Here is a 21100-nt window from a genome sequence, read left to right as displayed (position 1 = left end):
TGACAAAATAATGAACTTTTATTGTGAGCAATATGAAAAATATGGACAATAATAAAAGGTAAAAACATGATTTGACCTTTATATGTTTATTATCATCGCTATGTTGTTTAAGTAAGATGGAGCAAAAAGCCGTCAAGCGTAGGCGGTTGCCAAGTCTTTCTAATGTAAGGTAAGATAAATTCGAGGTGAAAAAAAGAAATGGAACGATTACAAAAAGTGATTGCGCAAGCAGGTATTGCATCGAGAAGAAAGGCTGAGGAATTAATTCAGCAAGGAAAAGTGAAAGTTAACGGAAAAATAGTGAAGGAGTTAGGAACGAAAGTAACTCCTCAAGATAAAGTAGAAGTAAATAACATCCCTCTTGAAAAAGAAGAACCTGTTTATTTTTTACTATATAAACCAACTGGCGTAATTTCAAGTGTATCAGATGATAAAGGAAGAAGTGTTGTAACAGACTTTTTCCCGGAAATTACACAACGTTTATTCCCAATCGGACGCTTAGATTATGATACGTCTGGCGTATTATTAATGACAAACGATGGGGACTTCGCAAACGTATTAATGCACCCTAGATATAAAGTTGAAAAAACATATGTTGCAAAAATAAAAGGGCCTCTAACAGGTGAGAAAATTCGCATGTTAGAACGCGGTGTGATGTTAGAAGACGGAAAAACAGCACCAGCGCGTGTGAAAATCATTTCTTGGGACAAGCGTAAAGAAATGGCGATTGTACAATTAACAATTCATGAAGGACGTAACCGTCAAGTACGTCGTATGTTTGAAGCGTTAGATTGTAAAGTAGTGAAACTAAAGCGTGAACGCTATGCTTTCTTAGAAGTAGGAAGCCTGCGACCTGGTGATGCAAGAGAATTGACACCACATGAGGTAAAACAATTACGTGCATTGGCTTCTACAAAGCCTCGCTAATCGATATTGTGAAAATTTCACCAGTGGAATGCTCCGCTGGTGATTTATTAAAAAATACATATATTCATCACTCGTCGAAGAGAGGGGAGACAATATGAAAAAAAATCGCTTATTATTTCGCGTTATTATTCTGCTCATTTTATGTGGTGCTGTAGGATTTACACTTTATCAAGGATATTTCTCTAAAGAAGAGAAAATGGAAATTGGAAAAGAAGCACCTAACTTTGTTGTGACAGATTTAGAAGGAAAGAAAATTGAGCTAAAAGATTTTAAGGGAAAAGGTGTATTTTTAAACTTTTGGGGTACGTGGTGTAAACCTTGTGAGAAAGAAATGCCTTATATGAATGAACTATATCCAAAGTATAAAGAAAAAGGCGTTGAAATCATTGCGTTAGATGCAGATGAAACGGATATTGCTGTTAAGAATTTTGTGAAACAATACGATCTTAAGTTCCCTGTTGCAATCGATAAAGGTGGAGAAATTATAAAAACGTATGGAGTAATACCATTACCAACAAGCTTCTTGATTGATAAAGATGGTAAGGTGATTCAAGAGATTAAAGGTGAACAAACGAAGGAACAATTGGAGGAGTATTTAAAGAAAATCACTCCGTAATAAAGAAAACCTTTACATACAAGGCGCTTACCTATAGTGCCTTTGGTTTAAAAATTCTGAGTATTGCGGTAACTTGAGGTTAGAATATACAATAGTACATATAGATACAGGGGCGGTGAGAGTGTTGAAAGAAATTAAATGTGAATGTGGACATGTGAATCCGATAGGAACTGTTTTTTGTGAAGCTTGCGGGAAACCATTTGAAAGCAATGAAAATATAAAACTATTGGATATGCGCTATGAGGGGAGTGCTCGGAGATCTCTCACGCAAACAAAAACGATTATTGATAAAATTTGGAGCTTTTTCTCTTCTGTAAAAGTCGGTGTATGGCTCATTGTAATCACTTTAGCTGCATCGGCGATAGGGACTATTTTTCCGCAAGAAATGTACATAACTCCAGGAATTGCACCAGCTGAATATTATAAGCAAGAATACGGATTTTTAGGGCAATTATACTATCAATTAGGCTTTAATAATTTATACGGTTCGTGGTGGTATATGATTTTAATTGCTTCAATTGGTATTTCACTTGTGATATGCAGTTTAGATCGTGTCATTCCACTTTATAAAGCTTTAAAGAAGCAAGGGGTGAAAAGACACCCTAGCTTTTTAAAGAGACAAAGATTATACGGTACTGGTACACCGCAAGATGGTGATTTTGAAAGAGTTCAAAAGAATTTAAAGAAAAGAAACTATAACGTAAAAGTGGAAGACGGAAATATTTTGGCGGAAAAGGGACGGTTTTCACGCTGGGGTCCATATGTGAATCATATCGGTCTTATTATCTTTTTATTTGGTGCAATGCTCCGTTTTTTACCGAGTATGTATGTAGATGAAACGCTTTGGTTACGTGATGGTGAAACGAAAGAAATACCAGGGACGGATGGCCAATATTATTTAAAAAGTGAGAAGTTTATAAAGGAAGTTTATGATAAAAGTAAGGACAAGGAGGTTTTTGATGAAGCAATTGACCGTGTAGGTGATAAAATGATTGCGAAAAACTTCCAAACGAATGCCGTATTATATAAAGCGGTAGGTGAAAAGATAGCTGGACAAAAACCAAAATTGGAAAAAGTAAAAGAAGTTGAAATTCGAGTAAATGAACCGCTGAAATTTGATCAATTTGCTGTTTATCAATTGAGTTATAGAGAAAATGAATTTAAAAGTATGTCCTTCCGTTTGCAAAATAAAGAAAATAATCAAAAGTGGGGACCGATTAAAGTTGATTTAACAAACCCTGCAGAAAAATATGATTTAGGAAATGGTTATTCTTTAGAACTATTAAGCTATTTCCCTGATTTTTATTTTGATGAGAATGGAAGACCAAATACAAAAACAAAATTACAAAACAACCCTGCATTTGTATTTAAAATGTTTACACCTGAAACACCAGATGGTGAAGTGAGTTTTGTTGGTATTCAGCAAAATATAGAACCTGATGGGAATAACAAATATAAAATGTCCTTTGCAGGTGTGGAAATGCAAAATGCAACAGCACTTACTGTAAGAAAAGATTTAACGCTTTGGATTCTCGGTATTGGAGGGTTTATATTTATGGTTGGTGTCATTCAAGGAATGTATTGGAATCATCGCCGTATTTGGATACAACGCGTTAATGATGAATGGTGGATTGCAGGACATACGAATAAAAACTGGTTCGGTTTAAAGAAAGATATTGAAAGAGTACTAGAAGGTACAGCAATTCCGCAACCAAATGATAAAGTAGTCGATAAAAAAATTAGTTAAGGTGGGGAAACGATATGGTGCAAATAAGTAGTAACTTTCTCTTTACCGCATTTATTTTATATTTAATTGCCACTCTATTTTTTGGGGGAGCAATTAAAGAAAAGGGTCATAAATGGGCAAATGTAGGAATAACGATTACAATTTTAGGGTTTATTGCACAAACGGTATATTTTGTTACAAGATGGATTGCATCAGGACATGCACCGGTTAGTAACTTTTTTGAGTTCGGTACGTTTTTCGGCATGATGCTTGTCGGAGCATTTATTGTCATGTATTTTATGTACCGCGTAAGTATAATTGGGCTCTTTGCATTACCAGTTGCGCTTTTATTAATTGCCTACGCGAGTATGTTTCCGAGGGAAATATCACCGCTTATTCCATCTTTAAAAAGTAATTGGTTACATATTCACGTGACGACTGCGGCTGCAGGGCAAGCAATTTTAGCAATTAGTTTTATTACAGGCGTTATGTATTTATTGAAAAATGTAGATCAATCAGTGAAAAGTAAACGTACATTTTGGCTAGAGACGGTAGTATTCACACTTGTTTGTACAGTTGGGTTTATTGGAGTAACAACGGTATATTCTAGTATGAAATATGAAGCAAAGTTTCAATGGATTGATAAAAATGAACAACAAGTGGAAATGAAATACAATCTTCCGGCTTTAGTGGGGCCGCATGAAGGGAAGTTACTGACAGAAAATAAATTAGAGCCGACAGTTGAAGTTCCGGCGATTGTAAATGCGAAAAAATTAAATACTGTTATTTGGTCAGTGTTAGTCGGAACGTTACTCTATATTGTATTAAGGCTAATTTTACGTAAACGAGTATCAGCGGCACTTCAGCCGTTAGTGAAAAATACGAATAGCGATTTGTTAGATGAAATAGGATATCGTTCTATTGCAATTGGATTCCCAGTTTTCACATTGGGTGCATTAATTTTCGCTATGATTTGGGCTCAAATAGCGTGGACACGTTTTTGGGGCTGGGATCCGAAAGAGGTTTGGGCACTTATAACGTGGCTCTTTTATGCGGCGGTATTACATTTACGTTTATCAAAAGGATGGCATGGAGAGAAGTCAGCATGGTTAGCGGTAATTGGTTTTGCAATCATTATGTTTAACTTTATTGTAGTAAACTTAATTATCGCGGGTTTACATTCATACGCATAGAGAAATAAAATAGGAGAGTGTATGTCACTTTCCTATTTTATTTTTGTCAACTTTTCTTCTTTTTTGAGAAAAACATGACAAAGTAGCGGTTGATTTTGTAAAATGATGTCGAGGACATTATATACTGTTCAAAAAAAATACATAGTTTTGGAAAAAAATTGAACAAACTTTATTATTCTTGTGAAGCATAATATGGGAAGTGAAACATTTAGAAGATTGCTTAAATAAACGAGAATAGCGCAACATAATAGTATAGAAGGGTAGGTGTGAACCGTTGTGGTAAAAGTACGCAACGGGTAGAAATGGAAAATGAATCAAGAATTTTAATTGTAGACGATGAGGATCGTATTCGTCGTTTGTTGAAAATGTATTTAGAGAGAGAACAATACACAATTGAAGAAGCAGACAATGGTGATACAGCTTTAGAAATGGCGCTGCAAAATGATTATGATTTAATCCTATTAGATCTTATGATGCCTGGTAAAGATGGTATTGAAGTATGTAAAGGGGTTCGTGAGAAGAAAGCGACGCCAATTATTATGTTGACAGCAAAAGGTGAAGAAGTAAATCGAGTACAAGGGTTTGAGGTAGGAACCGATGATTATATTGTGAAACCATTTAGCCCACGTGAAGTAGTGCTTCGAGTGAAAGCGGTCTTACGCCGTTCTGTACCAACAACATTCTTTACACAAGATACAACGACAAAAGATGTTACTGTATTCCCTCATTTAACAATTGATAATGATGCACACCGTGTTACAGCAGATGGTAATGAGGTGAACTTAACACCGAAAGAGTACGAATTACTATTATTCTTAGCGAAAGCGCCTGATAAAGTATTCGATCGTGAGCAATTGCTAAAAGAAGTATGGCAATATGAATTCTTCGGAGATTTACGTACAGTTGATACGCATGTAAAGCGTTTACGTGAGAAGTTAAGTAAAAAATCACCCGATGCTGCGAAGATGATTGTTACCGTTTGGGGCGTAGGTTACAAGTTTGAGGTTGTGAACGACTGATGCTTTGGAGAAGTGTAGTAGGGAAGTTATGGATGACCATATTACTTCTCGTTTCGTTCGTGCTTGGATTTGTTGCGATTTTACTTTCACAGTTTTTTAGAACATATTATGTAGATATGAGTGAAGCTAGGCTTCAAAAAGTTGCAACAAGTGTTTCAGAGTTAATTGAAGAAGGTGCCGATGTAAAAACGATTGAGAATATCGCGTACAAATTCTCTGACCCACTTTCAAGGATCATTATTGTAGAAGATGGTAAAGAAATATCTTCTTCACCGAAACAAGAAGGATTAGTCACTCTTACAATGGATGATTTGAAAGAAGATAAAGAATTAGCGGCTGTTTTTACAGACAAAAAAGAAATTAAGAATAACATTAGAAAAGCCTCTAATAGTAGAAAGAATAAAAATACTGAAAATGATATTATGATTGTCGGAAAACCAGTGCAGTCAAAAAATCAAAGTGCAGTGTTTGTATACGAATCTTTACAAGTACCGATACAAGGTATGGAAAGAACGACTGATTTTATATTCTTATCAGCAGGGATTGCGATTATATTAACAACTTTCTTTGCATTCTTCTTATCTACTCGAATTACAGCGCCACTTCGTAAAATGCGTGAGGTTGCTTTTGAGGTGTCGCGTGGGAAGTTTGATGCAAAAGCTCCTATGGTATCCCAGGACGAGATTGGTGAGCTTGCAACAGCCTTAAATCAAATGGGGAAACAGTTGAAGTTTAATATGAATGCCCTGCAGCAAGAGAAAGAACAGTTAGCTAGTATTTTAAGTAGTATGGCAGATGGGGTTATTACATTAAATCAAGAGGGTGAAGTCGTTGTAATCAATCCGCCGGCTGAACATTTCTTACAAGTTTGGCAAGAAGAAAAAGAGATAGAGCTCAGTAAAAAACTACCTTCTGAACTTGTTGAACTATTCCATCTCGTTGTAGAAAGCGAACAACAACAAGTGGTTGAAATTAATTTACAAAAAGGTAACTATGTAGTTCTTATGACGCCGCTTTACAATCAAACGAAAATTCGTGGGGCTGTAGCTGTATTGCGTGATATGACGGAAGAACGCCGTCTTGAGAAAATGCGCCAAGACTTTATTGCGAACGTATCACATGAACTTCGTACACCGATGGTCATGCTCCAAGGGTATAGTGAAGCAATTTTAGATGATATTGTGCAAACAAAAGAAGAAATTAACGAGTTTGTTCAAATCATTTATGATGAATCCGTTCGTTTAGGGAAACTTGTAAATGAATTGTTAGATTTAGCGCGTATGGAAAGTGGTAATGTAGAGTTACATATAGGTGAAGTTGATATTCATCCTTTCGTTGAAAAAATAGGTCGTAAATTCCAAGGAATTGCAAAGGATAAAGAAGTCGCGTTAACGGTTGATTTCAAAAATCCAATTGAGCAATACCCGTTTGATGCAGATCGTATGGAACAAGTATTGACGAATTTAATTGATAACGCAATACGTCATACGAACGCAGGTGGACACGTAACGCTTGTAATTGATACGAAAAATAATGGTCTTATTTTTGAAGTACAAGATTCGGGCGCTGGTATTCCAGAAGAAGATATTCCATTTTTATTTGATCGTTTCTATAAAGCTGATAAAGCAAGAACACGTGGGAAAAAAGGTGGAACAGGACTCGGGCTTGCGATTGCAAAAAATATTGTGCAAGGCCATGATGGGAAAATTGCTGTTTCAAGTGTTGTTGGAGAGGGAACTACATTCTCTGTATATTTACCGAATCGTATAATTTAAATATGCGTTTTAAAAGTTGATAATGAATAAAGTTCTACTGTTGTTTATTTTTTTGTAAAATCAATTAAATAAATAATAGTAGAACTTTTTTTCTAACTTAGTCGAATGAAGAATGATGAGAGGGGTGTCGTAAAGCAATGAAATTATATACAAAAACAGGAGATAAAGGGACAACAAGTGTAATAGGTGGCAGAGTGGATAAAGATAATATCCGAGTGGAAGCATATGGCACGATAGATGAGGCGAATTCTCATATTGGATATGCGATGACTAAACTACAAGGCGGGGTTTTCGGAGATATTTACAATGAACTTGAAACGATTCAACATGAACTATTTGATTGCGGGGGAGACTTGGCGATAGTAGGTGAGAAAATTCCTTATAAAGTAAAAATTGAAATGGTCGAAAACTTAGAAGGTAGAATTGATTCATATATAGAAGAAGCACCGCCGCTAGAGCGCTTTATTTTACCAGGTGGAAGCGAATCGGCAGCTGCTATTCATATTGCACGTACAGTTGTAAGGCGAGCAGAACGATGTATCGTGTCCTTGCAAAAGGAAGGAGAAATAAATGCAGTTGTTCTAAAGTATGTCAATAGATTATCTGACTATTTATTTGCAGTGGCTAGAGTAATAAACGCTCGATTACAAGTAAAAGATGTAGAGTATAATCGCAGTGCAATCGTTTTTCGTGATAAGAAAGAGAAGGAAGTGGAGTGATTCACTTTCTTTTTTTGTATACTTTTTTCTGTAATATACCAAAATAGAGAAGGTATGGTCGTAATTAGAAAACGGAGGATGTATATGAAAGCTTTAAAATACGGCGTCATGTTATTGACAGTACTGTTTTTATCTCAATTACATGTGTACGCAGAGGGAAATCAATGGGCATGGCCTGTTGAAGGACAGATAAGTGATTATTTTGGAACAAGGCACGGAAAACACTACGGTATAGATATAGCGGCACCGATCGGCACGCCTGTGTCAGCTATTCAAGAAGGGAAGGTAACAAAGTCTTATTATTCAAGTAGTTATGGAAACGTTATATTTATTAAACATGGAGAATATGAGGCTGTGTATGCACATTTAAATAAGAGATATGTAGTTCAAGGGGATTATATTTCAAAAGGAGAAATAATTGGAGAAGTAGGAAATACAGGAGAATCCCGAGGTGCACACTTACATTTAGAAGTTCATCAAGGAAGATGGACGATGGCAAAAAAGAATGCGATGAATCCATTGCTTGTTTTACATGAACAAAGAAATGAAACAGTTTCTTCATCGTTATACGTTGTCCAAAAAGGTGATACTCTAGTTAGCATTGCACGGAAATTTAGAATGTCCGTTAAGGAAATTCAAGAAAAAAATGGGTTGCAACAAGAGCTCATTTATCCAAATCAACAATTATATGTAAAGTAAAAAAAGAGCTAGTTTAACTAGCTCTTTTTTACCAAAAAATAAAGACACATATAAATCCAGAAATAGCTAAGTAGCTATATAAGTAAAATACTTTCGCTCTTGTTTTTTCGTTTGTTCGAAATAGTACAATAGTCGGTTCAATTAAACCAATTGTCAAACAAAGTAAACCAAGAAGCATACAACCGATTGAAATAGAGTACAGGGCGATTTGTGGTCCTTGAAATGGAATCATCCATTTTAATAAAAATGCAATGAGTGCAGTATAGCAAATGCTGCCGATGTATTTATTCAACGGTGCATTAGAACGGAAACCAGGAAGTTTTTTTAAGAAAGAGCGGGAAACAACTTCAGTTTGTAAAGATGTATGCTCTTCGATTATTTTTTGAGCTTCTTTTCCTTTTTGGAAAAGGGATAATATCCAGTTTCGCTCACCTTGAAAAATAAATTGTGAAGTTGTTAAATAATGATCCACCTTCACTTTATTCCAACTCTTCCACGGATGACGCTCACATAATTTTAATTTACTTTCTGTCTTTTTATCATACTGATAAATACTGATGCCATCTTCATCGAAAGCAGCATAGTATGTCTCGCTTGAGAATGTGCCTAAATCAATTGGACAGTAGAAAAGTAATTCTTTTTTTAAGTAAAAGTATTCTTTCCTTAAGTTTTTTTTCATTGTTTCTCGAATAGAGTGTCTCTTCTCTTTCTTCATGACATTTCCTCCATAATCCAGAAAATGTTCTTATCTTAACAATTCAACATCTTATCACTTTTAATTATATATGACTAGGGGATTCATAGGAGAAATGCCGAATACTAAAAAATATGGAGTGTATTGTAAAATATAATGAATGATTTTGATTATGTAAAATCAACAACTTATTTTTAATAAGTTACGATTTTTTTGTTCACAATACGATCATGTTGTTGTATAATGAAGTGGAAAATAGAATATCGGTCTATCTTCGGGGCAGGGTGAAAATCCCGACCGGCGGTGATGAACTATATGTGATTTTGTTCTAAGCCCGCGAGCCGTTAAGGCAGGATTTGGTGTGATTCCAAAGCCGACAGTACAGTCTGGATGGGAGAAGATGGAGGTTCAAGCGTTCAAAAAAGATAAGTATTTGAACGTCTGTTTGATGTGCCTTAAATTCTCCCTTTGTGTAAAACACAAAGGGTTTTTTCGTTCTATGAAAAAGTAGGCATAGCAGAACCTTTCCACTTTCCATGAGATGATCGATGGAAAAGGAGAGAGAAAGATGAAACAAAAAAACAGTGTAGTGCAGATGGTGAGTGTAGCGATGCTAAGTAGTATTGCATATTTACTGATGATGTTGGATTTCCCATTCCCAGGGCTTCCGCCATTTTTAAAAATTGATTTTAGTGATGTACCAGCTCTAATTGCTGCAATTATTTTCGGGCCGGTTGCAGGGATAATTGTAGAAGCGATAAAGAATATTTTACATTACGGGATTCAAGGGAGTTTAACGGGAGTACCAGTTGGAGAAATTGCTAACTTTATTGCAGGATGTTTATTTATTGGACCAGCAGCTTTCTTATTTAGAAAGTATCGTACTGTTAAGAGTTTAACGACAGGATTAATGCTAGGGACAATTACAATGGCTCTTATTATGAGCGTATTAAATTACATCATCATATTCCCAGCTTACACTTGGTTTTTAAATTCACCAGCTATGTCTAGCGAAGCGATAAAGACAACGGTTGTAACGGCAATCTTACCATTTAATTTGATTAAAGGAATTGTTGTGACAATTGTATTTGTAGCGTTATTCTCACGCCTGAAAGTATGGGTGTTTGCAAAAATGAAAAATGCATAAAATATAAAATAAAACCATTAGTAGTATGTAACTACTAATGGTTTTTTAATAAGGAGAATGAAAATAGAAAACAAAAAATACCCCTCAAAGAAATGAGGGGTATTTTTTGAAGTTAATAAAAGACTATTCGAACTTTAAAGCATCGCCGTCGAATGATTCGTCAGCAACTTTAATTGAGTCAGTTGGACAACCTTCAAATGCATCCATCATATCTTCAAGTAATACATCTGGAATTTCAACAATACCTTGGTTATCGTCTAATGTTACGAATGCAATACCTTCATCATCATAGTCATAAATGTCTGGTGCAGCAGCGCCACAAGCACCACATGCGATACAAGTATCTTTATCAACGATTGTATATTTTGCCATCTTTTTTCCCTCCTGATAATATGTATGTGAAAAGCTCGCCATAAAAATTATAACCTTATTGTAAAACGGTTTTTAAAACTTTTCAACATAAAATTATAATGATAATCCTTATCAATTAGAGTGTCAACTAATTTCTGCATTATGTCATAAGATTTTCAAAATACGTAAATGTTATTTCGTTTGGTACAATAGAATATATACAAGTACATATTGCCCATATGATAAGTTTAATGAGTAACTAAGTTAGATTGAAAGGTGGAAGCGGTAATGCAACTACAATATACTGTATTGTATTGTTTAAAACAATTGAATGGTGAAAGGACCGTTTCTTCTATTTATTATTTATTAAAGGGAAAACGTTCTTCGCAAACGTTACAAGATGGAAATATGTTCCGAATTTCTTTTTTGTTTGGAATATATAAATCGCTAAATAGAGCTGAATATGATCGTGAAGTTGCAAAGTTGTTGCAAGCAGATTTGATTCAAGAAATACATGAAAATACATATTTGTTAACACCTAAAGGTAAAATGCAGTTACATACATGGGAGGAAGGGTATGCTTTTCCAGCGCATTTACATGGTTTGCACTATGGTGAATTAGGTGAAACATTTTGGAAAAGATTATCTTTAATTATTCAAACTATATCTAATTTACAACAGAATAATACGAAGTTTATTCCTATTCAACAAGATACAGAAATAATGGTTTGGGTGAAACGCTTTTTAACAGGTATGCCGTATAGGCGTAGTGAATTGGCAAAAAGATTATGGAAAGAAATATATACTCTTTTAAGGAAATGTGATGTGGTAGAAGCAACGATTGTAACATATAGATTAACAGGATATGAACGTATCGGTTGTACATTGCAGCAGTTAGCAGAAATTACGAAACGAGATGTTTTCAGGGTGTACTTTTTATTTTGGGGTACAATTCATTTCCTTATACAAGAAGTTCGCGATTATGAAAATGAATTTCCGTTATTAGCTGAAATTATTTCTTATCCAAATGAGAGAGCTGAATTATTTAGTTTATCAACAAAAAAAACATATAATTTTTGGAGGCAAGGGCGCTCATTAGAAGAAATAGCGACAATTAGAAATCTAAAGGTTGCAACGATAGAAGATCATTTTGTTGAAATTGCTTTGCGAGAAAGAGATTTTTCAATCGAGATGTTTATGGAAAAAGACAAAATAGATAAAGTAACAGAAGTAATTGATGCATTACAAACACGTAAGCTGCGTGAGTTGAAACAAGCGGTTGGAGAGGATATCTCTTATTTTGAAGTTCGTCTTGTATTGGCGCGGATGGAGGGTATAAATGAAACTTGAGGAATATTTATATAGGTGGTTTGGATATTCTGAATTTCGTCCAGGTCAAAAAGGGGTAATTACAGATTTATTGGAAGGAAAAGATGTTATAGCGATGCTTCCGACCGGAAGAGGGAAGTCTATGTGCTATCAACTTCCAGGGCTCATGCAAGAAGGGACAGTACTTGTTGTATCACCATTATTATCTTTGATGGAAGATCAGGTTACACAATTAAAATATGTTGTGAAAAACCGAGTGATAGCATTTAATAGTTTTCGGACATTACAGGAAAAAAGAGAAGCGATGAAAAGATTAGCTTCTTATAAATTTATTTTTGTATCACCAGAGATGTTGCAGTCGGAATTGTTAATAAGAGAATTGAAGAAAGTTCATATTTCATTATTTGTTGTGGATGAAGCTCATTGTATTTCGCAATGGGGTTATGATTTTAGACCAGATTATAAAAAACTAAATGTAGTTATTAAGAATATTGGGTCTCCTACAGTGCTAGCATTAACTGCAACAGCGACGAAAGATGTACTCCGAGATATAGCAGAGAGTTTGAATTTGGAGAATGTGACGCAGCATGTATACTCTATTGATCGTCCAAATATAGCAATGGAAGTACAATTTGTAGAGACGATAGAAGAGAAGAAAGAGGCGCTTTTGGACCAGGTGATGTATTTACAAGGGCCGGGGATTGTATATTGTTCAAGCAGAGCGTGGACAGAACGTTTAACGGAATATTTAAGAGGAAAAGGCGTTACTGGTGTCGCTTTCTATCATGGTGGTATGGAACATGAAGAGCGTATGTTAATTCAACAGCAGTTTATGAATGACCAATTACAGCTTGTAATATGTACAAGTGCTTTTGGTATGGGAGTAAATAAATCGAACACGAGATATATTATTCATTTTCACTATCCGACTAATATAGCTTCTTATTTACAAGAAATCGGAAGAGCTGGAAGAGATGGTGAACCAAGTATAGCTATTTTACTATGTAGTCCGTTAGATCACGATTTACCAATTTCAATAATTGAAGATGAATTGCCAAGCCAGTCACAAATACAATTTTTATTTTCTTTACTACAGGAAAGAATGTTTCAAACGAAAGAATTACCAATAGAAGAGGTAGAAGAAATTTGTTATAATGCAGCAAGATTTAATGAACAATATTGGCGTTTCATCCGCTATCATCTTGAACAGCTTGGAATCATACAACAACGAAAACTAATATTAGAGAGCTTGTCAGATGAAATTATGAACAGATTAATAGCTGAAGTAGAAATAAGGTTACGTAATAAATATAGTGAGCTAGAAAATATGAAATCGTGGATACAAGTGAAAGGATGTAGACGTGAATATTTGCTACAACAGTTCGATTACAGAAAAGAGGGCGAGTTAAAGAATTGCTGCGACTATTGTCATATTACAAAAACAGATTATAAAAAAAGACAAGCGCAACAATCGGATTTCGACTATAATTGGGAAACAGAGTTACAAAAGCTTTTCGGTCTAGAAAAGATGGGGGAATGATGAACATTCAAAGGCATAATATTGAAGATATGAGTCCGAAAGAAATAAGGCTGAATCTGTATATCACACAGTTCATTATTATCGGTATCGGTTGTTTACTAGCATATATACTATTCCGAGATATAAAATCGGTGTATAGTCTGTGGAAATGGGAACCGGTGTCTATATTTATAATAGGTGGCTTGTTAGCGATTGGTATTGTGTTATTAGATTATGTTGCAATGCGAGTATTTCCAGAGTCTTGGTTTGATGATGGTGGTATTAATGATAGGATGTTTCAAGGGATGTCAGTTATGCATCTACTCGTTATTACGTTCATTATCGGCTTTGCAGAAGAATTTTTATTTAGAGGTGTAGTGCAGACGCACTTTGGAATTGTAATAGCGAGTTTTGTATTTGCAGTGTTACATATTCGGTATATAAAAAAGCCATTTTTGTTTTGTTTCGTCTGTTTCATTAGTTTTGTCTTTGGTTACGTATTTGAATGGACAGGAAATTTGTTTATAACAATCTTTGCACACTTTCTTGTTGATTTTATAATGGGACTCCAATTAAGAAAATAAATGGAAGGTGGTGGTGAACAACATGAGAAGACGAATTCCTGATTTTGAAGAGGAATTAGAAGTTGAGCGAGTGGAAGAAAAAGAAGGTTTACCGCCGCGTAGTGAAATTCATAGAAATAAAGAAAAAAAACAAAAGTTTAAAATGAATCATATTTTCGTTCGAGTTTTAACATTTCTATTCATATTACTACCAATTAGCATCTTATGGTATACAGATAAATATATTCAGGTGAAAAGTGATAGTAATAACGCTGGAAAAAGTGCATTTGAGGTTATTTTTTTTGATTCAGCTAAATCTGAGTCCGAGGCATCATCTGAGAAAGTCGTCACGCATACGGTGAAAGAGGGAGAAACTTTAGAAAGTATAGCGAAGCAATATTTTTCAGATGAAACTGGGATCGAAGTGATTAAAAAGTATAATGATTTACAAAAAGATGAAGTGAATGTAGGTCAAGAATTAAAAATTCCGATAAAAGATAAGTCCACAAAGCGAGAAAGTTAGTAAAATACTTACTATAAAAACTGAGGATTATCTTTATGAGGAGGGGAGTAAAAATATATGATATGGATTATCTTATTAAGTACTCTCGTTTGTATTGGTATTATAATGCTTCTTGTAATGTATACAGAAGCAATGCGTAATACGGTGCTAGAACATACTTTAATATTTGAAGAATTTCCGAAAAGTTTTCAAAAAGTAAATGTATTTTTTATATCTGATATTCATAGAAGGGTCATTTCGAATTCGTTAATTGAACAAGTAAAAGGAAGAGTTGATCTTGTAATTATTGGTGGTGATTTAGCGGAAAAAGGTGTCCCTTTATCGAAAATCTCTGCAAATATACAAAAGCTAAGAGCGATAGCTCCTGTATATTTTGTATGGGGAAATAATGATTATGAAATTGAATATCATGAATTAGATGCTTTGTTATTAGAAAATAATGTAAAAGTTTTAGATAATACAAGAGTTGTATTTGAGTCTGAATTAGGAGAGAAAATTTGTTTGCTCGGTGTAGATGATGTTGGTTTGGAACGTGATCGTTTAGATTTAGCGTTGGCTGATTGTAAAGAAGATGGTTTTCGCATATTAATTAGCCACAACCCTGATATAATAAATAAAATGTCTGGAAAAGAACAAATTTCACTTGTGCTAAGTGGACATACACATGGAGGGCAGATTCGATTATTCCCATCTAAAAAATATTTAAAAGGTGGCGTATATAAGCATTCAAATATAACTCTTTTTGTTAGTAATGGGTATGGAACAACGTTGATTCCACTTCGCTTCCGAGCACCTGCTCAAACACATATTATTACGTTATGCGGAGGGAAATGATGCCAACTCTAAACGGAAAATATAACATAAAAGCTGTTTCAAAAATAATTGGAGTTCAACCAAGTACGCTTCGTGCATGGGAAAGAAGATATCAAATGATTGCCCCAAAGCGGAATCATGCGGGGCATCGATTATATACAGAAGAGCATATTCAAATTTTGAAATGGTTAATGGACAAGGTTTCTTCCGGCATGATGATTGGACAAGCAGTTCAATTATTAGAAGGGAATCGTTTGCAGAATAGTGTTCAAAATGAAATACATTACGATAGAGAAGTTGTTTTAGTGGACGATTTACTACAAGCTTTGTTAAAATTTGATGAAATTACAACTTCTGCATTGTTAAACGAGGCCTTTAGTATTTATGCAACAGAAAAAGTTATCGCAAGTATTGTTCTTCAAGTGTCAAATAAATTGTTAACGTTAAAAAATAATAATGAAGTTACAATGGTGCAATTCCAATATGTCGTATCATTTTTACAAACGCGTCTAGGGATGGTATATCATAATGCATCATCGTTTTCTTCTATACACAAAGTTGTTGTGTTAGAAAGTAATATGTTGAAAGGGTTTGTTTTCTCAACGTATTTACGATTAAAAGGATATGAGGTGATATATATTAGGGCAAGCTTAGCGGAAGATAGTATTACGTTAGCTGTTGAGCAAATAAGACCTAAATATGTAGTAATCTCTTTTGATGACGGACGAGAACTGAAGAACGCAACGAGCTACTTGAATTTGTTGCAAGAAAAAAGTGAAAACCTTTCTGTTGGGGTTATAGGAGAAATAGGTGCTGGAGATCAGTTGAACATTCAAACAAGCCTAATTGGTGACACGAAAGAAGAATGGGATGATTGGTTAAAAATATTAGAATAGTTGTTCGAAAAGAACCATCTATTTTCTATTTCATATAATAAAAATTATATTCATTGGTTGCGTAGGGAGGGTATGAGATGAGGCTGGAACGATTAAATTACAATAAGATAAAAATTTTCTTAACATTTGATGATTTATCTGAACGAGGATTAACGAAAGAAGATTTGTGGAGAAATGCACCGAAAGTACAGCAATTATTTCGTGATATGATGCAAGAAGCAAATAAAGAATTGGGATTTGAAGCGGATGGCCCGATTGCAGTTGAAGTATTTTCTCTACAAGCACAAGGAATGGTCGTAATTGTAACGAAAGAACATCAAGAAGCGGATACAGATGATGAGTTCCGTGACGAGTTTATTGAAATGCAAGTGACTCTAGATGAAAGCGAGCATATCCTTTATGAGTTTGCTACACTAGATGACGTAATTAACCTGTCGAATCGTTTATATAACCTTGATGTAACTGGCGGAAAATTATATACGTGGGATGGGCGTTTCTATCTTTGGATGGAAGAAGAGGAGCAAATACAATTACTGAAGGCAGATTTTATAGCTATTTTAGCGGAATATGGTAATCCGTCTACAGCAACTATTTATCGTCTAATGGAGTATGGTAAAGAATTAATGGCTTCTCAAGCAATTGAACAAATACACAATTACTTTGTGAAAAAACAAAACCTTAGCTAATGTAACATAGCTAAGGTTTTGTTTTTTACCTTACTTAAATGTATTTTTTCAAAGTACTGTACATGAATAAAATAAAAAATATTTAAATATTTAAGTATTTTACTTTTCTAAAAGCGATAAAAGGACTATAATGATAGTGAAAACGCTTGCAAAAGAAAATACTTTGTATATATTTGTTAGCGTTTTCTATTGCATTCCAAATTTAACGGTGTATACTAGGCAATGAAGGTTTACTAAACAAGTGAAATTACAGGGGGTTTACTTACTATGGTAGCCGAAAAGGGAACTCAAACAAAAACACAACAACAAAGGGAACAACATTTTGAACTATTGAATTCAACACAAATTGTTATCAGTGAAGCGTTAGAAAAATTGGGTTATCCAAACGAAGTATATGAATTATTAAAAGAACCAGTTCGTATGATGACAGTGAAAATACCAGTTCGTATGGATGACGGGACTGTTAAAATATTTACAGGATATCGTGCACAACATAATGATGCTGTTGGTCCAACGAAAGGTGGAATTCGCTTCCATCCGAATGTAACAGAAAATGAAGTGAAAGCACTTTCAATTTGGATGAGTTTAAAATGTGGTATTGTTGATTTACCATATGGCGGAGGTAAAGGTGGAATTATCTGTGACCCGCGTGAAATGTCATTCCGTGAGTTAGAAAGATTAAGCCGCGGTTATGTACGAGCAATTAGCCAAATCGTAGGACCGACGAAAGATATTCCAGCTCCAGATGTATTCACAAACTCTCAAATTATGGCATGGATGATGGATGAGTATAGCCGTATTGACGAATTTAATTCACCAGGATTTATTACAGGTAAGCCACTTGTATTAGGTGGATCACATGGACGTGAAACAGCAACAGCGAAAGGTGTTACAATTTGTATTCGCGAAGCTGCAAAAAAACGCGACATTGATATTAAAGGTGCACGCGTTGTTGTTCAAGGATTCGGTAATGCTGGTAGCTTCTTAGCTAAATTTATGCATGATGCAGGTGCGAAAGTTATTGCGATCTCAGATGCTTACGGCGCATTACATGATCCAAACGGATTAGATATTGATTATTTATTAGACCGTCGTGATAGCTTCGGTACAGTAACAAAACTATTTAATAATACAATTTCAAACAAAGAATTGTTAGAACTTGATTGCGACATTTTAGTTCCAGCTGCAATTGAGAACCAAATTACAGAAGAAAATGCTAATGATATTAAAGCAAAAATCGTTGTTGAAGCTGCAAATGGTCCAACAACATTAGAAGCAACTAAAATTTTAACAGATCGCGGAATTTTACTTGTTCCAGACGTATTAGCGAGTGCTGGTGGGGTAACAGTATCTTACTTTGAGTGGGTACAAAATAACCAAGGTTACTACTGGACTGAAGAAGAAGTAGAACAACGTTTAGAAAAAGTAATGGTAAGATCATTTGATTCTATTTATGAAACAGCACAAGTTCGTAAAGTGAATATGCGCTTAGCAGCGTATATGGTCGGTGTTCGTAAAATGGCTGAAGCAAGTCGCTTCAGAGGTTGGGTATAATATTATATTGTGAGAAAACGTGATTCCTTTCGAGGGAATCACGTTTTTTTTGTTGAAGTATTAGAGTGAGGTGTTGTAAATGGGAAATGAAATGATGGAACGGGTAGAACAATTAGAAGAAAAGGTTAAGAGGTTAGAGGGAGAACTTGCAAGAACGACGAAAGCCAAAAAGACAAGTATTGTTCGGGTGTTCGGGGAAGGGCTACTGTTTTTAATATTTGGTGCGGTTGTAGTAGGGCCAATTATCGCCTTTGTAATCACGATTCTTACTGGATTTGCTGAAAAATAAAATAAAAACGAAAAGAACGCTTGTTCTATGCGAACAAACGTGCTATACTCTCCTTAGATAAACAAAACGGAAATGATTTTAAGGAGAGATAAATGATGAAAATGACAGTAGACCAAAGATTTATGATGCCAGCGGATGTTGTAGAACGAGTGGAAGTATTAAGAAACAAACAAAGTAAGCGCGGCACATTATTACAATCAGTAAATAAATTTTTCGGTTTAGATACGAAAGAAGATTGTGTTTGGTTTTACGGTTTTTATGGAGTTGCTGTAAGTATTTTATTATTTATGGTGTTCACATCAAATATTTTCGATTTTCTCTTCGCGTAAGAAATATGCTATAAGGACATTGCTACCGAATACATATATAAAGAAGTAAGGTAATCTTCTGAAGCGGGAGTTGGTAGTAATGGCGATGTTTCCTATAGAGCGTAACTATATTGGATATGGAAGTTCACGGCCGGGAATTCCTCTTTCTAAAGTAAGGTTTATTGTAAGCCATGATACGGGGAATCCTGGTAGCAATGCGATTGGGAATCGGGATTATTTTAATGAAATACAACCGAAAGCTTCGGCACATACATTTATAGATGACAAAACAATACTAGAAATTATTCCTATAAATGAAGTTGCTTATCATGTTCGATATGGTGTGCCGACAGATAATGACTTATATGGGTATGATGCCAATAAGGCTGCCATTGGAGTGGAGCTTTGTTATGGCGGTGATGTTAATTTTTGGGAAGCATATACACGTTTTACGTGGTATCATGCGTATTTATGTCAAAACTTCGGCTTGAATCCGAAAAAAGATATCGTATCACATAAAACACTTGATCCAGCCAGAAAGATTGATCCTGAAAATGTTTTAGGGAAACAAGGTATTAAATTTCAGCAGTTTTTAGCAGATGTCTATCGGATGTACGTTTCGTTTAGATGACAAATATATGAAAAATGAATACAATAAAGATAGGTGCCTACTGCTGTAAGTAGGTTTTTTCTTGTTTTTATAAATAGTGTATTGGTAGAAGACTAGGAGTGAACCGAGTATGCAGAAAGAAACAGCTATCATAATTGGAGGCGGTCCGTGCGGATTAGCAGCAGCAATTTCGTTGCAAAAGGTAGGGATAAATCCGTTAGTAATTGAAAAAGGAAACATTGTAAATGCGATTTATAATTATCCAACCCATCAAACATTTTTCTCTTCTAGTGAAAAATTAGAAATTGGTGATGTAGCTTTTATTACAGAAAATCGTAAGCCTGTTCGAAATCAAGCGCTTGCGTATTATCGTGAAGTAGTAAAGCGTAAATCTGTACGTGTAAATGCTTTTGAACGAGTAGAGAAAGTTCAAAAAGATGGAGAAGTTTTTCAGGTTGAAACGACAAAGCGTGACGGAAGTAAAGAAATGTATATAGCGAAATATATTGTTGTAGCAACTGGATATTATGACAATCCAAATTATATGAACGTTCCAGGTGAGGAATTGAAGAAGGTAGCTCACTATTTTAAAGAAGGACATCCTTATTTTGATCGAGATGTAGTAGTTATAGGTGGGAAAAACTCGAGTGTAGATGCCGCGTTAGAGCTTGTGAAAGCTGGTGCGCGTGTAACGGTACTATATCGCGGAAGTGAGTATTCACCAAGCATAAAGCCTTGGATTTTGCCAGAGTTTGAGGCGTTAGTTCGAAATGGTACAATTCACATGCATTTCGGGGCTCATGTGAAAGAAATTACTGAACATACATTAACGTATACAGTTGATGGCGAAGCATATACAATCCAAAATGATTTTGTATTTGCGATGACTGGTTACCATCCTGATCATAGTTTCTTAACAAAGATGGGTGTTCGGATTGATGAAGCGACAGGACGTCCAATTTATGCAGAGGATACGATGGAAACGAACGCTGCAAATATTTTCATTGCAGGTGTAATTGCTGCTGGAAATAATGCAAATGAAATATTTATTGAGAACGGTCGATTTCATGGGGATGCGATTGCGCAAACCATTGCAACAAGAGAAATATAAAAAGAAGCTGTCGGAATAAACTTCGACAGCTTC

The 21100-nt window shown here is 35.0% G+C and carries 23 protein-coding genes and 1 riboswitch; of the genes, 21 read left to right on the top strand and 2 right to left on the bottom strand.

Features of this window, described 5'->3' with window-relative positions; all coding sequences use genetic code 11:
* Positions 1–198: 198 nt before the first annotated feature.
* The 8 genes from rluB (at position 199) to BAQ46_RS21755 (ending at position 8674) form a co-directional block, all read left to right on the top strand.
* Positions 199–927 (top strand): 23S rRNA pseudouridine(2605) synthase RluB, encoded by a 729-nt coding sequence (gene rluB / locus BAQ46_RS21790; protein WP_000440555.1) that lies wholly within the window; start codon positions 199–201, stop codon positions 925–927.
* A 94-nt stretch (positions 928–1021) separates the two neighbouring features.
* Positions 1022–1543 carry a thiol-disulfide oxidoreductase ResA gene (gene resA / locus BAQ46_RS21785; protein ID WP_000742198.1) on the top strand — a complete coding sequence of 174 codons (522 nt, stop codon included), beginning with the start codon at positions 1022–1024 and terminating at the stop codon, positions 1541–1543.
* A gap of 121 nt (positions 1544–1664) precedes the next feature.
* On the top strand, positions 1665–3290 hold the full coding sequence (resB, locus tag BAQ46_RS21780) for a cytochrome c biogenesis protein ResB (RefSeq protein ID WP_071742721.1): 1626 nt from the start codon (positions 1665–1667) through the stop codon (positions 3288–3290).
* Positions 3291–3304: 14 nt separating this feature from the next.
* Complete coding sequence (gene resC, locus BAQ46_RS21775) at positions 3305–4462, top strand: cytochrome c biogenesis protein ResC (protein WP_000250096.1); 1158 nt, start codon at positions 3305–3307, stop codon at positions 4460–4462.
* Positions 4463–4764: 302 nt separating this feature from the next.
* Positions 4765–5481, top strand: coding sequence for a DNA-binding response regulator ResD (gene resD, locus BAQ46_RS21770; RefSeq protein WP_000426862.1), 717 nt, complete (start codon positions 4765–4767; stop codon positions 5479–5481).
* Entirely contained in the window at positions 5481–7256 is a 1776-nt protein-coding gene (resE, locus tag BAQ46_RS21765; RefSeq protein WP_000964682.1) for a sensor histidine kinase ResE, read from the top strand. Before resD ends, resE begins: the two co-directional genes overlap by 1 nt.
* Positions 7257–7393: 137 nt before the next feature.
* Complete coding sequence (locus tag BAQ46_RS21760; RefSeq protein ID WP_000781291.1) at positions 7394–7975, top strand: cob(I)yrinic acid a,c-diamide adenosyltransferase; 582 nt, start codon at positions 7394–7396, stop codon at positions 7973–7975.
* Positions 7976–8059: 84 nt separating this feature from the next.
* Positions 8060–8674, top strand: coding sequence for a peptidoglycan DD-metalloendopeptidase family protein (locus BAQ46_RS21755; RefSeq protein ID WP_000645703.1), 615 nt, complete (start codon positions 8060–8062; stop codon positions 8672–8674).
* 28 nt (positions 8675–8702) lie between these two features.
* On the opposite strand, the gene BAQ46_RS21750 is transcribed toward BAQ46_RS21755, so the two are convergent.
* Entirely contained in the window at positions 8703–9389 is a 687-nt protein-coding gene (locus BAQ46_RS21750) for a hypothetical protein (RefSeq protein WP_000711807.1), read from the bottom strand.
* Between the two features lie 245 nt (positions 9390–9634).
* Positions 9635–9774: riboswitch (FMN riboswitch) on the top strand.
* A gap of 162 nt (positions 9775–9936) precedes the next feature.
* Between BAQ46_RS21750 and BAQ46_RS21745 the strand changes: the two genes are divergently transcribed.
* Positions 9937–10515: an ECF transporter S component gene (locus tag BAQ46_RS21745; protein WP_000810850.1), complete on the top strand. Its 579-nt coding sequence runs from the start codon at positions 9937–9939 to the stop codon at positions 10513–10515.
* Positions 10516–10638: 123 nt separating this feature from the next.
* Here BAQ46_RS21745 and BAQ46_RS21740 read toward each other — a convergent pair whose 3' ends face one another.
* The gene (locus BAQ46_RS21740; RefSeq protein ID WP_001151996.1) at positions 10639–10887 is read right to left on the bottom strand and encodes a ferredoxin; all 249 of its coding nucleotides are present in this window, start codon (positions 10885–10887) and stop codon (positions 10639–10641) included.
* A gap of 267 nt (positions 10888–11154) precedes the next feature.
* Between BAQ46_RS21740 and BAQ46_RS21735 the strand changes: the two genes are divergently transcribed.
* The 12 genes from BAQ46_RS21735 to BAQ46_RS21680 all read left to right on the top strand — a co-directional run bounded on the left by BAQ46_RS21735 (position 11155) and on the right by BAQ46_RS21680 (position 21067).
* On the top strand, positions 11155–12216 hold the full coding sequence (locus BAQ46_RS21735) for a YpbB family protein (RefSeq protein ID WP_001176996.1): 1062 nt from the start codon (positions 11155–11157) through the stop codon (positions 12214–12216).
* The gene (locus BAQ46_RS21730) at positions 12206–13735 is read left to right on the top strand and encodes a RecQ family ATP-dependent DNA helicase (RefSeq protein WP_061130498.1); all 1530 of its coding nucleotides are present in this window, start codon (positions 12206–12208) and stop codon (positions 13733–13735) included. Before BAQ46_RS21735 ends, BAQ46_RS21730 begins: the two co-directional genes overlap by 11 nt.
* Positions 13735–14298 (top strand): CPBP family intramembrane glutamic endopeptidase, encoded by a 564-nt coding sequence (locus BAQ46_RS21725; protein ID WP_061130497.1) that lies wholly within the window; start codon positions 13735–13737, stop codon positions 14296–14298. Before BAQ46_RS21730 ends, BAQ46_RS21725 begins: the two co-directional genes overlap by 1 nt.
* Before the next feature lie 22 nt (positions 14299–14320).
* Complete coding sequence (locus BAQ46_RS21720; protein ID WP_001254345.1) at positions 14321–14800, top strand: LysM peptidoglycan-binding domain-containing protein; 480 nt, start codon at positions 14321–14323, stop codon at positions 14798–14800.
* A 57-nt stretch (positions 14801–14857) separates the two neighbouring features.
* Positions 14858–15634, top strand: coding sequence for a metallophosphoesterase (locus BAQ46_RS21715; protein WP_000637818.1), 777 nt, complete (start codon positions 14858–14860; stop codon positions 15632–15634).
* The gene (locus tag BAQ46_RS21710; protein ID WP_071742719.1) at positions 15634–16509 is read left to right on the top strand and encodes a MerR family transcriptional regulator; all 876 of its coding nucleotides are present in this window, start codon (positions 15634–15636) and stop codon (positions 16507–16509) included. Before BAQ46_RS21715 ends, BAQ46_RS21710 begins: the two co-directional genes overlap by 1 nt.
* 77 nt (positions 16510–16586) lie before the next feature.
* Positions 16587–17195: a genetic competence negative regulator gene (locus tag BAQ46_RS21705; protein WP_001235392.1), complete on the top strand. Its 609-nt coding sequence runs from the start codon at positions 16587–16589 to the stop codon at positions 17193–17195.
* A gap of 267 nt (positions 17196–17462) precedes the next feature.
* Positions 17463–18749, top strand: a complete 1287-nt coding sequence (gene gudB / locus BAQ46_RS21700; RefSeq protein ID WP_000225176.1) for an NAD-specific glutamate dehydrogenase — start codon at positions 17463–17465, stop codon at positions 18747–18749.
* Positions 18750–18828: 79 nt separating this feature from the next.
* Positions 18829–19038, top strand: coding sequence for a hypothetical protein (locus tag BAQ46_RS21695; RefSeq protein WP_000526181.1), 210 nt, complete (start codon positions 18829–18831; stop codon positions 19036–19038).
* 92 nt (positions 19039–19130) lie between these two features.
* Positions 19131–19367: a DUF3961 domain-containing protein gene (locus tag BAQ46_RS21690; protein ID WP_001983018.1), complete on the top strand. Its 237-nt coding sequence runs from the start codon at positions 19131–19133 to the stop codon at positions 19365–19367.
* A gap of 79 nt (positions 19368–19446) precedes the next feature.
* Positions 19447–19977, top strand: a complete 531-nt coding sequence (locus BAQ46_RS21685; RefSeq protein ID WP_001240643.1) for a peptidoglycan recognition protein family protein — start codon at positions 19447–19449, stop codon at positions 19975–19977.
* 109 nt (positions 19978–20086) lie between these two features.
* Positions 20087–21067, top strand: coding sequence for a YpdA family putative bacillithiol disulfide reductase (locus tag BAQ46_RS21680; protein ID WP_001168493.1), 981 nt, complete (start codon positions 20087–20089; stop codon positions 21065–21067).
* Positions 21068–21100 lie beyond the last annotated feature (33 nt).

The sequence above is a fragment of the Bacillus paranthracis genome (assembly GCF_001883995.1).
GTDB classification, from domain to species: Bacteria; Bacillota; Bacilli; order Bacillales; family Bacillaceae_G; genus Bacillus_A; species Bacillus_A paranthracis.
The sequence above is the reverse complement of the archived record's forward strand: the minus strand, read 5'-3'. Positions and strand labels throughout refer to the sequence as shown.

Excerpts from the sequence above, each read along its gene's own strand:
- rluB (WP_000440555.1), top strand. The coding sequence starts at position 199 with ATGGAACGATTACAAAAAGTGATTGCGCAAGCAGGTATTGCATCGAGA.
- resA (WP_000742198.1), top strand. The coding sequence starts at position 1,022 with ATGAAAAAAAATCGCTTATTATTTCGCGTTATTATTCTGCTCATTTTA.
- resC (WP_000250096.1), top strand. The coding sequence starts at position 3,305 with ATGGTGCAAATAAGTAGTAACTTTCTCTTTACCGCATTTATTTTATAT.
- resD (WP_000426862.1), top strand. The coding sequence starts at position 4,765 with ATGGAAAATGAATCAAGAATTTTAATTGTAGACGATGAGGATCGTATT.
- resE (WP_000964682.1), top strand. The coding sequence starts at position 5,481 with ATGCTTTGGAGAAGTGTAGTAGGGAAGTTATGGATGACCATATTACTT.
- BAQ46_RS21760 (WP_000781291.1), top strand. The coding sequence starts at position 7,394 with ATGAAATTATATACAAAAACAGGAGATAAAGGGACAACAAGTGTAATA.
- BAQ46_RS21755 (WP_000645703.1), top strand. The coding sequence starts at position 8,060 with ATGAAAGCTTTAAAATACGGCGTCATGTTATTGACAGTACTGTTTTTA.
- BAQ46_RS21750 (WP_000711807.1), bottom strand. The coding sequence starts at position 9,389 with ATGAAGAAAGAGAAGAGACACTCTATTCGAGAAACAATGAAAAAAAAC.
- BAQ46_RS21745 (WP_000810850.1), top strand. The coding sequence starts at position 9,937 with ATGAAACAAAAAAACAGTGTAGTGCAGATGGTGAGTGTAGCGATGCTA.
- BAQ46_RS21740 (WP_001151996.1), bottom strand. The coding sequence starts at position 10,887 with ATGGCAAAATATACAATCGTTGATAAAGATACTTGTATCGCATGTGGT.
- BAQ46_RS21735 (WP_001176996.1), top strand. The coding sequence starts at position 11,155 with ATGCAACTACAATATACTGTATTGTATTGTTTAAAACAATTGAATGGT.
- BAQ46_RS21730 (WP_061130498.1), top strand. The coding sequence starts at position 12,206 with ATGAAACTTGAGGAATATTTATATAGGTGGTTTGGATATTCTGAATTT.
- BAQ46_RS21725 (WP_061130497.1), top strand. The coding sequence starts at position 13,735 with ATGAACATTCAAAGGCATAATATTGAAGATATGAGTCCGAAAGAAATA.
- BAQ46_RS21720 (WP_001254345.1), top strand. The coding sequence starts at position 14,321 with ATGAGAAGACGAATTCCTGATTTTGAAGAGGAATTAGAAGTTGAGCGA.
- BAQ46_RS21715 (WP_000637818.1), top strand. The coding sequence starts at position 14,858 with ATGATATGGATTATCTTATTAAGTACTCTCGTTTGTATTGGTATTATA.
- BAQ46_RS21710 (WP_071742719.1), top strand. The coding sequence starts at position 15,634 with ATGCCAACTCTAAACGGAAAATATAACATAAAAGCTGTTTCAAAAATA.
- BAQ46_RS21705 (WP_001235392.1), top strand. The coding sequence starts at position 16,587 with ATGAGGCTGGAACGATTAAATTACAATAAGATAAAAATTTTCTTAACA.
- gudB (WP_000225176.1), top strand. The coding sequence starts at position 17,463 with ATGGTAGCCGAAAAGGGAACTCAAACAAAAACACAACAACAAAGGGAA.
- BAQ46_RS21695 (WP_000526181.1), top strand. The coding sequence starts at position 18,829 with ATGGGAAATGAAATGATGGAACGGGTAGAACAATTAGAAGAAAAGGTT.
- BAQ46_RS21690 (WP_001983018.1), top strand. The coding sequence starts at position 19,131 with ATGATGAAAATGACAGTAGACCAAAGATTTATGATGCCAGCGGATGTT.
- BAQ46_RS21685 (WP_001240643.1), top strand. The coding sequence starts at position 19,447 with ATGGCGATGTTTCCTATAGAGCGTAACTATATTGGATATGGAAGTTCA.
- BAQ46_RS21680 (WP_001168493.1), top strand. The coding sequence starts at position 20,087 with ATGCAGAAAGAAACAGCTATCATAATTGGAGGCGGTCCGTGCGGATTA.